This window comes from Rubritalea squalenifaciens DSM 18772, from assembly GCF_900141815.1.
Taxonomy (GTDB): domain Bacteria; phylum Verrucomicrobiota; class Verrucomicrobiia; order Verrucomicrobiales; family Akkermansiaceae; genus Rubritalea; species Rubritalea squalenifaciens.
Map to the genome: position 1 here is coordinate 116,880 of NZ_FQYR01000004.1, position 14,319 is coordinate 131,198.

The window sequence follows — 14,319 nt, forward strand, 5'->3', positions numbered from 1 at the left end:
GAGGGCTGCGGCTTTGTGTTTTCCAGAAATGGCTGACTAGCTCACTGGGCCATCAGACCTTTGAGGCGGCCGTCACGGTATTCCTTGAGCTCTTCTTCGGTGAGCTTGTGATCGGCGATGTTGATGATCACCTTGAGGATTTTTCCCGTGAACTTGAAGGGGACTTTGTAGTCCTCACTGACGGGGGTTCCGGTGTCCTCGCCGATGTCCAGGGTTTCATCAAGTGACATGCGGAAACCGATAGTCTGCGGGAGCTTTTCTTGGGCCACCTGCTTTCCGTCCACCGTGAGGGTGGCTGTTCCGCCTTTGCCGACTCCGCCGCCATCGTAGTTGAAGTCCACAGTGACGACGTGCTTGCCAGGAGTGAGGGCATCCGGGCCAGCTACTGAGTAGCGTTCCACGCCGCAGAGGTTGTAGTGGAAGACGGGTTTGCCTTCTAGCAGGTAGAGGCCAAGTCCTGAGAAGCGTCCGCCCTGGGTCATCACCAGACCTTCAGCCTCTCCCTCGGGGATTTCCAGCTCCGCGCTGATGCCGAAGGACTTGTTCTTCAGGTCAGGGGCGGAACCTTCAGGGATCCGGATCATGCCTTCGTGGTAGGTGAATTCCTTGCGTCCCTCGGTTAGGTTTGGTCTGTTAGAGATGTCGAGTCGCTCGACCTTGGAGTTATCGAGCGGGAGGACATCATACTTGACTGCTTCTATGTAGAAGAGACGTTGCAGGTCCTTGAGCTTTTCAGGGTTCTCCGAGGCGAGATTGTTCGACTGGGAGAAATCCTCGCCGATGTTGTAGAGTTCCCACTTGTAGCCCTCGATGGGGTCGACAGCTTCAGCCACACTCACCCAAGGCGGGGTAGTTGGGGTGGTGGTGGCGACCCAGCCGTCGTGATAGAGTGCCCGGTTGGCGAACATTTCAAAGTACTGGATCTCGCGCTTGGATGGCGCTTTGGCATCGTCAAAGGCGTACATCATGCTCACTCCTTCGATGGGGGCCTGCTCGACCCCATAGACCGAGCTAGGGTGTGGGAGGCCAGTGGCTTCCATAATGGTGGGGAGGATGTCGATGACATGGTGAAACTGGGATCTGATTTCTCCTTTGGCTTTGATTTTCGCGGGCCAGGAGATGGCTAGGCCATTGCGGGTGCCGCCGAAGTGAGAGGCGACCTGCTTGGTCCACTGGAAGGGAGTGTCCATGGCGTGCGCCCAGCCGATCGGGTAGTGGTTGAAGGTCATCGGTCCACCGAGCAGGTCTTTCTTGGCATAGAGCTGCTCGAATGGTTCCGGGATGTTATTGAAGAAAGTCATCTCATTGAACAGCCCTTGGGGACTACCCTCGGCGGAGGCGCCGTTGTCTCCCATGATGTAAATGATGAGGGTGTTATCCAGTTCCCCCATTTCCTCAATGGCGTCAATCACCCGGCCAGTCTGGTGGTCGCAGTGGGAAAGGGCGGCGGCGTAGACCTCCATCATTCTGGCATAGAGTTCTTTTTGCTTATCGTTCTGCTCGTCCCAGTCAGGGATGCCTTCAGAGCGCTTGGTGAGTTTGGTGTTCTCTGGGATGATTCCCATTTCCTTCTGCTTGGCGTAGGTGATCTCACGTTGCTTGTCCCAGCCGTGGTCGAACTTGCCCTTGAACTTCTCGATCCATTCCTTGGGGGCATGGTGAGGGGCGTGGGCTGTGCCCGGAGCGTAGTAGGCGAGGAATGGTTTGTCCGGGGCGACCGCGTGCTGCATGCGCAGCCAGGCGATACACTTGTCTGCCATGTCCCGGTCAAAGTTGTAATCTGGGTCATCGTGGGGAGGCTCGATAGGGCGGGTATTTTCCACGATGGCGGGGTTCCACTGGCTCGTGTCACCGCCGACGAAGCCGTAGAAGTACTCAAAGCCCAGGCCCACTGGCCAGAGAGTGAAGGGGCCAGCCTGGCTGGTGTGCCAGTCGGGGACGTTGTGGTTCTTGCCGTACCAGGAGGTGTTGTAGCCGTTGAGCTTGAGGATGTCTCCCAGGCCACGCTTTGATTGGGGTACTAAGGTGTTGTAACCGGGGTAGCCGACGCCGGCTTCCATGATACAGGCCGTGGCGACACTGTGGTGGTTGCGCCCGGTGAGAAGGGCCGCCCTGGTCGGCGAGCAGAGAGCGGTGGTGTGAAACTGGTTGAAGCGGATCCCATTGTTAGCCACGCGATCGAAGGTGGGGGTAGGGATGGGGCCACCGAAGGTGCTCGAAGCTCCAAAGCCCACATCATCTGTCAGGATAATCAAGATGTTAGGAGCTCCCTCAGGAGCGTAGGGCTCAATGGGGAAGTCTTTTTGGGAGTCGGATGGCCTGAGGCCTATCTTCCCTTTGAAGGGGGTATCTGCCAGAGGCAGGATTTTACGGTCGAAGGGGTCGGTTTGGGCGGCCTCCTTCTGAGCTGTGGCAGCCACAGTGCTGCAGACGATGCAGCCAGCAATTAGATGCTTGATCATGATAGGGTGGGGTTTTTATTGCAATACGACACAGTGATGACTGTGAAAGAGAAAGGTTGTAATATTATCTCTATTAGTTTGTTAGGTCAAATTGATTTTGGTCGGTCGTGGAGTGGCTGAGGTGACTTGATAGTCTCCTGATCCAAACAAAAAAGCCGCAGACCCGGTGCGGGCTGCGGCTTAGGAAGTGATAGATAGGCGGCTGCTTACCTGAAATTGGTGATAGTCTCCACGAGTGCGGCGACGTTTTCAGGCTTGGCGGTAGGGAGGATGCCGTGGCCGAGGTTGAAGATGTGGCCCTTGTGGCCGCGCATGGACTCAAGTACGCGAGTGGTCTCGATGATGGTGCGCTCGGCCGTGCCATCGAGGATGGACGGGTCGAGGTTGCCTTGGACGGCGATGCCTTCAGGCAGTGCGTTGTGGAAATTTGGCAGGTCGACTGTCCAGTCCACGCTGAGTACTTTGGCTCCGGCGCCGATGAGGGAGGCGGAGTGGTGGGCCATGCCTTTGGCGTAGATAATCACCGGGAAGTCCTTGGGAAGGGCCGCGATCACCCGGCGCATCCATTTGACAGACATTTCCTCGTAGTCGCGCGCGGAGCAGTAAGCGCCGGCGGAGTCGAACATCTGCAGGGCATCCGCACCGTGCTCGATCTGCATGAGGAAGAGGTCGATGAGCGCTGTGGAGATTTTCTCCATCAGCTTTTCGAAGAGGGCGCGGTTTTCGTAGAACATGTGCTTGAGGCTGGAGCAGTTCTTAAGGGAGCCGCCTTCGGTCATGTAGGCGGCAAGTGTCCAAGGGGAACCACCGAAGCCTAGCAGGGCTTTCTCCATGCCCATTTCCTTGCGGATGGACTGGAGGGCGTGACCCATGTAGATGAGTTTCTCGCCAGTATTCTTCTCATCGAGAGCATCAATCTGGGCCTCGGTCTCTAGCACGTAGTCCATGCCGATGCCGCCGGTGTCTCTGAAGTGGTAGGGCTGGCCCATGGCTTCGGGGATCACGAGGATGTCTGAGAAGAGGATGGCTGCATCAAGCGCGTAGCGGCGCAGCGGCTGGAGGGTCACTTCGGTCGCGAGCTCCGGGGACTTCACCATTTCGGTGAAGGAATAGGATTCCTTGAGCTTGCGGTATTCAGGCAGGTAGCGGCCGGCCTGGCGCATGATCCATACGGGTGGTCTTTCCAGTGCACCGCAGTTGGCTGCGGTAAGAAATCTTTCTCTGCTAGTCATAATGTTAGATCGTAAAGGGTGTAAAAAATTCTCTGGTTTATCTTTCCTCCCAGATCATGTGCTCCATCTCCAGGTTGCGAGCGCGCTCAGCGAATTCCTGGGCTTGGGGGCCATTGGCGTAGGAGGCAATCTTATTGGCGATGGCGATGGCTGCGCGCGGGCGGTCAGCATTCTCCAGCATGAGGAGGGCTTTGCGGCCGCAGCGGTAGAACCAGTACCATTCCTGATCATCTTCTGCAGTGCCTTTGGGCACGTTCTCGCGGTTGATCACCGAGTAGTACGCATCGAGCGCGCCTTTTTGATCACCCATGCTTTCGAGGGCCTGGCCTTTGAGGAAATGGATCTGGTTGTTCCAGGCCAGGTTGAGGTCGCGCTGCTTGAGCAGGGTGTCGTAGATCTGGATGGCTTGCTTGTACTTGCTGGGGTCCGTACTGCCCTGGGTGTGTAGGGCGGCTGCCAGGAGGATGCCGATCTCACGCTGCTGGGCACCATTGGCCTTTTCCTCGTAGACGGACTCGAGGGATTTGACGGCTTCATCCACGCGGTTGAGATCGATCAGGAGTCTGGCCTGCTGGATGCGGGCCTCCAGAGAGACCGGGGAATTGCTGTCGATGACTTTGGCGAAGATCTCCACACTCTCCTGCAGGGCCTGCGGGGTGCCTTCCTGTCTGGCTGCCATGGCGGCGTAGTAGAGCGCCATGGGGGTAAGAGGGCTCTCCGGGTAGTCCATCGCTAGCTTGCCGAGTACCTGTCTGGCTTTGTTATGCTCACCGTTGCGGTACAAGGCGAGTCCGTTGCGCATGCTGAACTCGGCGGCCTGCTTGTTAGCCGGGTATTTCTCCAGCCAGTTGCTGGCGATGTCAGCCGCGTCCTTCCATTCGTGCTTGAAGGAAGCAAGCTGATACTTCGCACGGGCATACTGGGTGAATTGCTCCTCGTTCAGCGTGTCCGGATTGATGGTATCCAGCAGGGCTGTACAGAGGACCGGGTCCATCGGCGGCTGTGAGATACAGAGGGAGGCGAGGGCGATGCGGGCTTCGGCGATCCTTGGGTGATCCGGGTAGCGGCTGGTGAATTGGTTCAGCGTTGGTCTGGCTTCCGGGTGGTTCAGGTTAGCCAGCCAGAGGGCTTTCTCGAGGAGGAGTTCGACGCGAAGCTTCTCATCGTCGATCTTCTCTAACTGCTTGTCGAATGATTTTAGGTCGGCAGTACGCAGGGCGGCAAGGCCGGCATTGATGGCTGCGTTGCTGGCCACGGTGGGGGAGGTCGATTTGGTCGCAATCTCAAAGGCATCGAGTGCGGCATTGTAATTGCCGAAATTGATGCTGAGCAGACCTCTGAGGTAGGCGGCCTTGGCCTCTGTGGTTGAGGATACCGGGAGCTGGTGGGCGTCTGCCAGATCTTGCAGTGAGTTCAGGTGTGCCAGAGCGGCGTCTTTGTTGCCTCGTTTGAGTTCGATCTTTGCCGTTTCTAACAAAGAGTCTGCAAACAATGGATGAGTCGGGTTGAGCGCTCTGAAGGCGGAGAGCTCGAAGAGGGCGCGCTCGTTCGCATTGACCAGCGAGGAGTGGGCAATGAGTTTGGCGTAGTAGAAATGGGCGAGTGCGCTCAGTTCCTCCGGTGCGCTGGCTGGTGTGATGCCAAACTGAGGCGGCTGGGAAACCACAGAGCCAGTGTCAGGGAAAGGTGAGATGGGGGCATTCGGGTTTGGTGTACGGCCAGCCCAGTCACGGAGCTGGAGCAGGACTGAATCCGACTCACTGATATCCTGATCAATCCACTGGGTGACACGCTCTAGCAGTGGCTGCAGGGTGGTGGACTGGGGATTGGCCTTGATGAACTCCAGGGCTTCCGAGGTGGCTCCTTTTTTGTCGCCCGAGGCATAGCGGGAGTCGATGATGCCGAGCAAGGTGAGGTCGTAAATGCGCTTGGGCACATTGTCCGAGGATTCCAGCAGGCTGCGGTAGAGGCTGATGGCATCCGCATACTTTTCCTCGCGGAAGGCGATACGGGCCCGCATGAACTCTTTCAGTCGGGTGGCGCGTGCGGAGTTGTCCGGTGTGCGTGCCAGCACCTGGCGTGCGTCTTCGAGTCTATCCTGCTGAAGGTAGATTTCAGCTAGCGTGATGTAGGACCTGAGCTGAATAGCCTTGTCCGAATGGCTGGAGGATTTTTTCAGATACTCGATGGCTGAGCTGGTGTCGCCAAGAGCCTCGGAGAGATTGGCCGCCGTGAGCATGGCCTCGCCATAAAAGGGATCTTTGGGTTCCAGCGTGGAGAGCAGCTCAATGGCCTTGTTGTACTGACCGCCAACGGCCAATGCTTGACCGCGCCAGAAAGTCGAGCCCGGATAGTCCTGGAGATACTTGATGTCCAAGGTCTTTAGGGCTTCCTCGGCCAGGCCGGAGCGTACCTGGGCCTCAGCGAGCTTGATCAGGATGGTCTGGTTCTGCTCGTCTGTCAGTCCGCGTACCTTGTAGGCTTCCTGCAAGCGGATGACGGCCTGCTCGGGTAGGTAGTCTGCCAGAGCCTCGATACCGCGTTGATAGGAAGGGACTTCCGCTAGGTTGACAGTGGGTGCAGCATCCTGGGCACTAGCTAGAGGAAGTGTCAGGGAGAGGGTAAGTATGGATAGGCTGCGGCGCATGTCGGTCTCGGATAGAAAAAGCTAGAGGCTGGGAGGTAAATGGTCAATGCGTAGTGAACAAGATTCTAAGTTCTACTCTATGAGGATTCTTTTGGCGTTGCATGGCGGCAGGGAGAAATTGAGTATCAGGCATGGCCGAGGCGGAGTTTAGCATGAAAAGAATCGGGGTGGTGGAGACCTGCTACCCGGAAAAATTCGGGATTCCCCGTCAGCCGGGTCTGGTGAAGAGCGCCCGTGGCAAGGTGGTGTTTGATGAGACGTTTAAAAATCCGGACATGATCCGCGGTCTGGAAGGTTTCAGCCACATCTGGCTGGTCTTTGTTTTTCATGAAGCAGGGGAAAAGCCGGGACGTGCGATGGTGCGACCACCGAGACTGGGTGGCAATGAGCGCCGTGGGGTCTTTGCTACACGTGCACCCTACCGGCCGAACTCAATCGGGCTCTCCGTGGTGGAGCTGGAGTCGGTCGGCGAGGATGGCTCACTCTATCTCAAGGGAGTGGATCTGGTGGATGGAACGCCACTGCTTGATGTGAAGCCCTACATTCCATTCTGTGACGCGGTGCCTGACGCTCGAGGTGGCTTTGTCAGCGGCGTGCCGGAAACCATGGAGGTGATCTGGGGATGCGAACAGCCGGAGGATCCCGAGGCGCTGGAAGTCATCGAGGAATCTCTCGCCTATGATCCGCGTCCCGCCTACAAGCGGGATGAGGAAGAGCGTGAGTACGGATGTGCTATCGCGGGCTACGAGCTGCGCTGGCAAGTCCGGGCTGGCATTGCCACCGTATTGAAGTGTCATCCGCAGCAAAAATAGCACTTGCGGCAGGCAAGAAGCCGCCTAGTATTCTGGCAATGAAACTTTCCAAATCCATTTGCCTTGGTCTTGCAGGTCTACTGACTCTCCTGAGCGCTTCCTGCGGCAGCCTTCCTGAGCCTCAAAAGGATCTCGGTCCAAAGAGCGAGCACAGCGACATCCCATGGAACCGCCGCCTCCCTGGTGAGGGACAAGGCGCCCTCGGTGGATTCGGTTCCCAGTACTGAGCCAAGCCACTAACTCTTTTCCTAAAGCCGCACTGCTCCAGTGCGGCTTTTTTATGTTTAGAGGGAGCTATGGGATGACTTTCCTTGTGGAGATCGAAATCCTCGGGTAGTAGAGCTTTGTGAGTATGTTGACTATTAAAGATGAAGCGATGAATGGTAATGTCATTCGGCGTTTTACGATCAGAGATTTGTCCGAAGAGGTGAGTGTCCGGGAAATTATCAAAGCCCGCATTTACCAGGAGGTGCAGGATTATAACCAAGCTTCCGAAGAAGAGGGATTCGAGGGGCTCATTAAACCTGGCGATGTGGAGGCTCAGTTAAACCCCAAGAAAGTTAAGCAGAAAAAGGAAATCGACTGGGAGAAGCAATACGAAGTGGCATGCGATGCCTTTGAGAACAATGGGTTCTTTATTTTGATCGATGATAAACAGGCTGAATCCTTGGAGCAGCGAGTGGTGCTCCATGTTGATTCGGAAGTGAGTTTCATCAAGTTAACAACATTGGTAGGAGGTTAGATAATGCAGCAGACAAAAGAAGTATTTCAGCAGTACTTTCCTGAGCATTTGGATTTATTATCCGGTGTCATCAATTCTAGTCCTGACTGTAAGTTGAGGCGAGCGGCCGGATATTCAGAGGTATTGAAGGTATTCCCTGAGTGTAAGAAAATCGTTCAGAATTATGATGGGAGCGATGATGAACTCTGCTCGCGTCTATTGGATCTTGTTAATGAAGTGGTTAACGGATCACACAATGGAGCTGGAACAGTCATGGAAGAAATCCACACCCCCGAGGGGGCTACTTGGTGTGTAAAGTGGGTATCGCTTTCGATGCTGGGTTGTTTGCTGAGGAGAAAAGGGCTCTTGCTGAAACCTGAGAATATTAGAAGGATTATCGAGTTGTCTAACAGAATGTTCTATCTTGGTGATGCAGTGCCTTATGAGACAGGTGTTATTCTGATCGAAAACCTCGGTTATTCAGTAGAGAAGAACCGGGAAGAGTTTGGGGAGTATTTGCTGCCAAGAGTTGATATGAGCAGAGACCATTCTCTCTGTTATGATACCCGGAAGCGTATTTTGCGACTGCAAAAGCTAGTAGTTGACCCCAACCCAATTAGATTGGTTGGGGGAGATGCATGGTCAGTGATGTGTGTGGAAGACATGCATAATGGAGGTACCGAGCTTATTAATCAGTTGTTCGATTTGTTAGATACTGCAATGGGGAAAGCTAGACCTAGTGCTTCCTGGGTGAAGCAGTGTAAGGGGTTTATTGAAGAAAAGGATTCACAAAAGCTGGAGACTTTACTCTTGAAGTGGCTTGGAGCGGTCGATCAGCCAAAAGTCAGGATGCCGGATGGAGGGCAGTATCATGAGGAGGACCAGATCCGGCACACGTTACATGAATCTGATGCAGAATATCTTCGTGGCATATGCTGGGTAGCTTCTTTTCTTCCCAGTGAGGAGATGGCGCGTAAGTTATCTCAGGTAGTTTTTTCAGCTTATAGAAAACTTCCCTATATCGGTGCTAGATCTGTTAAAATCGGGAATGCTGCTGTTAATGCCCTTGGCATGATGAAGCATGAGGCGGCGCTCGCAGAACTCGCTAAGCTGAAGATTAAGGTGAAGTTCGGTACAGCCCAAAAATTGATTTCTAAAGCCTTGGATGTGAAAGCCGAGGAAATGGGAGTGTCTCGCCACGAGGTTGAAGAGATGGCTGTTCCAGACTACGGGCTGTCTGAGGTGGGCTATGGTGAGTTTCCATTTGGTGAATTCAAAGCGATAGTAGAGATTCAAAAAGGAAACAAGGTAACTATCGTTTGGCGAAATGCGCAAAGCGAGAAAGTCCAGAAGTCCATACCGAGCGCGATTAAAGAGTCTTTTGCCGAGGAGATCAAAGAGCTGAAAGCCAAGACGAAAGATATTCAGAAGATGCTACCTGTACAGCAGGAGAGAATCGACAATTTGTATTTGCTTAAGCGTACCTGGAGTCCAGCTGTTTGGAGAGAGAGGTACATGGAGCATCCCGTTATTGGATGGGTGGCGCGCAGGCTTATCTGGTGTGTCAAAGATGAAGGGGAAGTTAAGTCTGTGATATGGAACGAGAGCGGATTTTTGAGCTACGATACTGATGCCTCAATAACTATCAGTAATGACGCTGAAATCACTCTCTGGCATCCCTTGGATGGAACTACTGATGAAGTCTTGGCCTGGAGGGATTATCTGATTGCTCATGAAATAACCCAACCGTTCAAGCAGGCATTCAGAGAGATTTATCTTCTTACTGATGCTGAGAGGTCTACCGGGAGTTATTCCAACCGCTACGCTGCACATATCATCAAGCAGTACCAGTTTAATGCTTTGTGTGGAGCAAGAGGTTGGAAGAATCGACTCAGACTGATGGTGGATGATGAGTACCCTCCAGCGATGAAATATCTTGATGAATGGGGCTTGAGGGCTGATTTCTGGATTGAAGGAATAGGTGAAAATTATGGAACCGATTCTACCGAATCGGGGGCCTACTTGCGTTTGGCGACAGATCAGGTGCGTTTCTATCAGATTGATGCCATTGAAAGTTCAGCTCATGCCTGCGGCGGTGGGTATTCTGCAAATCGAAATCAGGCATCGGATGAGCCTATTGCTCTGGAAAATATACCTGAGCTCGTTTTTTCTGAGGTGATGAGAGACGTGGATCTCTTTGTCGGGGTGGCGAGTGTCGGTAATAATGCCGAGTGGCAAGATGGAGGAGAAGAGGGGAGACGAGATTATTGGTACGGCTATTCTTTTGGCGACCTAGCTGAGACGGCGAAAACTCGCAAAGCTGTTCTGGAGCGCCTGATTCCCCGGATGAAGATTGCTGATCGGTGCAGTTTTGAGGAGAAGTTCCTCATCGTCCGTGGAGATGTTCGTACTTACAAAATCCATTTGGGAAGTGCGAATATACTGATGGAGCCTAATGATCAGTACCTTTGCATCGTGGCAAAGCAGGCTCCAACCACAAAGGCGGACAAGCTATACTTGCCATTTGAGGGAGACTCGAAGCTCAGTGTGATCTTGAGTAAAGCTCTCATGTTGGCAGAAGATGCGAAGATCAAGGACCCGACGATCCTTTCACAGATTAATACCAAGAGATGAATCGACTGGTGGGTCATACCCGATGGTATGGCTCGCCGCGCTGGATGGTGGCGACCCGGTAGAGTTGTTCTAGCAGGACGACGAGGGCGAGCTCGTGCTGCAGGGTGAGTGGGGAGAGTGCCCAGACGAGATCGGCGGAGTCACGGAGTTCCGGGGTGTGCCCATCTGAGGCGCCGATCATGTAGGTGGCGCGCTTCTCGCCGCGCATTTCCCAGTCGGAGATTTTTTTGACGAGTTGCTCGGTGGTGAGTTGCTCGCCGCGTTCATCGAGCACAATGCGGATAGAGCCCTGGCTGGCCTCCAGGTGACGCTTGGAAACGTCTTCACTGCTGCCGTCCTTGATGTGCTTCAGCTCGTACTTGCCGTAGCGGGTGAGGCGCTTGAGGTACTCGGCGGTGCCGTCCTTGCAGTACTTGAGGGCGGGCTTGCCGGCAGCAATGATGGTGTGGTGCATGTGTGGTGTACTCGGTAAGGTGAAGGAGGGAGTGTAGCAAGCCGCGGAGAATTGAACAGGCTAAGCTGATTAACATTGTCGTGGCTGTGGTCTTACGGGCATAGTGTCGGTATGAGTTATTTGCGTTTCGTTTTGTTGGGCTTGCTGCTAGCTGTGCCGGTTTCCGCTGGGGTGCTGGAGCAGAAGGTATCCTGGAGCGGCACAATGCGTAAGGTGACTGTGGGGGAAGTATTCGCCAGAATGCAGGGCTGGAGTGAGGCGGATCAGCTGGAGGGGCAGTTTGTATTTGAGGAGAGATTGCCAGAGGAGGTGAGAGCGGTGAAAATCGACCGCTTGAAGGTGGGCGCAGGCGAGGGGCTGACTTATCGTGAGTTTGCCAAAAAAGTCTTTAAGGAAGCAGGAAAGACCGTGGTGCTGAAAGAGACGGATCAGGGTATCGAGGTGACTTATCTCTATGGTAGGTCATTTAGTATGCATCCCAGTAAGTTACTCAAGTGGAGCAAGGCTGGAACTACTCCACAAGAGGGGCTGGAGAAGCTGTTAACGGAGGCTGGTATTAGCCTTTCTCAACATGCCAGTCTCTATGTGAGTAAACCCAAAAGTGTGCTTACGGTTAGGGGGACTGAAGCTGACATAGCAGTATTAGCCCGTTTTCTTGGTAGAAGGTGAGCGATTACACAAAGGCGTCCCTTTTGTAGTGGAGTTTCGGGAGGAATGGTGCACTATGTTAGTACGAATAAACGAACCGTTAAAAAATTATGTTTGGAGCCGTTACTATCATACTCATCATCATAGCAGTTATCGCTTTTGGAGCCATCTTTTGGGTGATGGGGGCCTACAATGGCCTGGTCAAGCACCGTAACCGCTACAAGAACGCGTTTGCGCAGATCGATGTCCAGCTGAAGCGCCGCCACGACCTGATTCCTAATCTGGTGGAAGTGGCCAAGAAGTACATGTCCCATGAGCGTGAGACTCTGGAGGCCGTGATCGCCGCCCGTAACAGCGCCGAGGGTGCCCGCAAAGGTGTCTCACCTGATAACGAGGGAGGCATGAAGGCCCTGATGGCTGCGGAAGGTGGCCTAGGTGCTTCCTTGGGAAGACTGTTCGCGGTATCCGAGGGATATCCTGACCTCAAGGCGAACCAGAATATGATGCAACTGAGCGAAGAACTCACCTCTACGGAGAACAAGGTGGGTTTCTCTCGCCAGGCCTACAATGATGCCGTCACTCTCTATAATACGAAGCGTGAAACTTTCCCGACGAACATGATTGCTGGTATGTTCAACTTTGGCGAGGCGGTCCTCTTCGAGGTGTCCGATCCCGGTGAGCGCGAGGCGGTCAAAGTGGAATTTTAATTTTATTGTTGGTGTGTGTGCGCCTCTGCTTCTGTGAGGCAGGGGCGCTTTTATATTAGGAAATAGATGAATTTCTACGAAGCTCAGGATGATGCTCTGCGGAGGACCAAATTGCTGGTCTTCTACTTTATCCTCGCCGTCATCGGGGTGGTGCTTGCTGTCTATGCGGTGCTTGGGGCCTTGATGGCTTATAACGGGCAGTCCTTCTGGGATGCCGGGCTGTTTCTAAAAGTCTCTTTGGGAACGACGGTGGTTATTTTACTGGGTTCTACCTTCAAGGGACTGCAGCTCAGTGCCGGTGGTGAGGTGGTGGCTCGTGACATGGGGGGGCGTCCTGTTGATCCGCATACGACGGATGTCGAGGAGCGCAAGCTGATGAATGTGGTGGAGGAAATGGCGATTGCCTCAGGTTTACCCGTTCCTCAAGTCTGGGTGATGGATGATGAGCCTGGGATCAATGCCTTCGCCGCGGGCACCGAACCGGGCAATGCTGTGATCGGGGTGACGCGAGGTTGCATCCAGCGGCTGACTCGATCCGAGCTTCAGGGGGTCATTGCTCATGAATTCAGTCACATCCTGAATGGCGACATGAAACTGAATATGCGCCTGATAGGCTGGCTGTACGGGATCATGATGCTCTCTATCATCGGTAGGATCATGTTTGAGGCCTGGCGCTTTGCTGGAACGACTCGTAGGAGTAGCAATGGCAAAGACAATGGAGCGGCGGTCGTTATCGCGATCATGCTGGCGGGGATTGCTCTCATCATCATTGGCTCGATCGGCGTGTTCTTTGGTCGCATGATCCAGGCGGCAATTTCCAGACAGCGAGAGTTTTTGGCGGATGCCTCTGCTGTGCAGTTCACTCGAGAACCAGAGGGGATTGCTGGTGCGTTGAAGAAGATTGGAGGTCAAGAGTATGGATCGGGCCTGCATTCTTCCAAAGCTGGTGAAGCGAGTCACATGTTCTTTGCGGATGGCGGCATGTTTTCCTACGGCATGGCCACCCATCCACCCTTGGATGTCAGAATTAAGGCGATCGAAGCCCACTGGAATGGTGAGTTTGAGCAATCCGAACTGCCTCCTGTAGCGTCTCATCAGTATTCGAGAGATGAGCGAGTCAGCGGCTTCTCTGGCAGTGTCACCGCGCCGGAGATGCGTGTGGAAAGAAAGGACTGGGATCAGATCGGTGATCCGAGCACGACGAACATTGCGACAGGGAGCATGATATTAAACAGTCTCCAGCCAACTTGGGTGGAGGCGTGCCGTGACCGTGAGCAAGCCCAGGCATTGGTGTTTGGTTTGCTCTTGGCCGTTGATGAGAAACTCAAGCTGGGCGAGCTGGAGTATCTGAACAAGTCGGCAGGAAGAACTGCCTGCGAGCTGGCACAGCAATGGCAAGTGGAGCTGGGCGATGAACATTCCTCCCAGAAGATTGCCTTGGTAGATCTGTCTATTCCTACCCTGCGCAGACTAACCAAGCCCGAGTACGAGAGATTCATAGGAATCACCAAGTGGATGATCGCGAGCGATGGGCAGGTGGATATCTTTGAGTTTATGCTGCAGAAGGTGTTAGAGCGCCATCTGGATGCCCACTACGCCCCAAAGGGTACTCCTAAAATTCGCTACACAAAGCATGCCCAGTTATCGAACGAAATCAATGTGCTGATTTCTACGATGGCAGGCATCGGTGCCCGTGGCAGTGGCGATGTCCAGCTGGCTCACGAGTCAGCAAGCCAGGCCTTGCAAGAACATGGCGGAGTGGCGCTGCAGCTTTTGCCGCCTGATCAATGTGGTCTACGTCTAGTGGATACCGCGTTGGAGAAATTGGAACAAGCGACACCCACAATCAAACGTGATGTGCTACACGCCAGTGGGGTAGCCGTGATGCACGATGGGGTTTTGGGCAGTCGTGAGGCTGAGCTACTACGTGCGGCGGCCGATGCAATCGGCTGCAGTATTCCTCCTTTTGTGAAAGCTTAAGTTTCATAAGAAGGGTCATAGG

Annotated in this window: 11 protein-coding genes; 7 read left to right on the plus strand and 4 right to left on the minus strand. The window is 54.1% G+C overall.

Going from position 1 to position 14,319, the window contains the following annotated elements; translation table 11 throughout:
- Positions 1–41: 41 nt before the first annotated feature.
- The 3 genes from BUB27_RS10730 to BUB27_RS10740 all read right to left on the minus strand — a co-directional run bounded on the left by BUB27_RS10730 (position 42) and on the right by BUB27_RS10740 (position 6,341).
- Complete coding sequence (locus tag BUB27_RS10730; protein WP_143183848.1) at positions 42–2,462, minus strand: arylsulfatase; 2,421 nt, start codon at positions 2,460–2,462, stop codon at positions 42–44.
- Between the two features lie 206 nt (positions 2,463–2,668).
- Entirely contained in the window at positions 2,669–3,694 is a 1,026-nt protein-coding gene (gene hemE / locus BUB27_RS10735; protein ID WP_143183849.1) for a uroporphyrinogen decarboxylase, read from the minus strand.
- Positions 3,695–3,731: 37 nt separating this feature from the next.
- Positions 3,732–6,341 (minus strand): tetratricopeptide repeat protein, encoded by a 2,610-nt coding sequence (locus BUB27_RS10740; protein WP_143183850.1) that lies wholly within the window; start codon positions 6,339–6,341, stop codon positions 3,732–3,734.
- Positions 6,342–6,493: 152 nt separating this feature from the next.
- Between BUB27_RS10740 and tsaA the strand changes: the two genes are divergently transcribed.
- From tsaA to BUB27_RS10760, 4 genes are all read left to right on the plus strand, one after another.
- Complete coding sequence (tsaA, locus tag BUB27_RS10745; RefSeq protein WP_143183851.1) at positions 6,494–7,153, plus strand: tRNA (N6-threonylcarbamoyladenosine(37)-N6)-methyltransferase TrmO; 660 nt, start codon at positions 6,494–6,496, stop codon at positions 7,151–7,153.
- Positions 7,154–7,191: 38 nt separating this feature from the next.
- Complete coding sequence (locus BUB27_RS10750; protein WP_159434915.1) at positions 7,192–7,380, plus strand: hypothetical protein; 189 nt, start codon at positions 7,192–7,194, stop codon at positions 7,378–7,380.
- A 125-nt stretch (positions 7,381–7,505) separates the two neighbouring features.
- Positions 7,506–7,895: a hypothetical protein gene (locus BUB27_RS10755; RefSeq protein WP_143183853.1), complete on the plus strand. Its 390-nt coding sequence runs from the start codon at positions 7,506–7,508 to the stop codon at positions 7,893–7,895.
- Between the two features lie 3 nt (positions 7,896–7,898).
- Positions 7,899–10,508 (plus strand): DUF4132 domain-containing protein, encoded by a 2,610-nt coding sequence (locus BUB27_RS10760; protein ID WP_143183854.1) that lies wholly within the window; start codon positions 7,899–7,901, stop codon positions 10,506–10,508.
- 13 nt (positions 10,509–10,521) lie between these two features.
- On the opposite strand, the gene BUB27_RS10765 is transcribed toward BUB27_RS10760, so the two are convergent.
- Positions 10,522–10,962: a 23S rRNA (pseudouridine(1915)-N(3))-methyltransferase RlmH gene (locus tag BUB27_RS10765; RefSeq protein WP_143183855.1), complete on the minus strand. Its 441-nt coding sequence runs from the start codon at positions 10,960–10,962 to the stop codon at positions 10,522–10,524.
- 111 nt (positions 10,963–11,073) lie between these two features.
- Here BUB27_RS10765 and BUB27_RS10770 point away from each other — a divergent pair, with 111 nt between their 5' ends.
- From BUB27_RS10770 to BUB27_RS10780, 3 genes are all read left to right on the plus strand, one after another.
- Complete coding sequence (locus tag BUB27_RS10770) at positions 11,074–11,631, plus strand: hypothetical protein (RefSeq protein WP_143183856.1); 558 nt, start codon at positions 11,074–11,076, stop codon at positions 11,629–11,631.
- Between the two features lie 89 nt (positions 11,632–11,720).
- Positions 11,721–12,317 (plus strand): LemA family protein, encoded by a 597-nt coding sequence (locus BUB27_RS10775; protein ID WP_143183857.1) that lies wholly within the window; start codon positions 11,721–11,723, stop codon positions 12,315–12,317.
- A gap of 66 nt (positions 12,318–12,383) precedes the next feature.
- A complete protein-coding gene (locus BUB27_RS10780) occupies positions 12,384–14,297 on the plus strand; it encodes a M48 family metallopeptidase (protein ID WP_143183858.1) in 1,914 nt (637 codons plus the stop codon).
- The last annotated feature ends 22 nt before the right edge of the window (positions 14,298–14,319 follow it).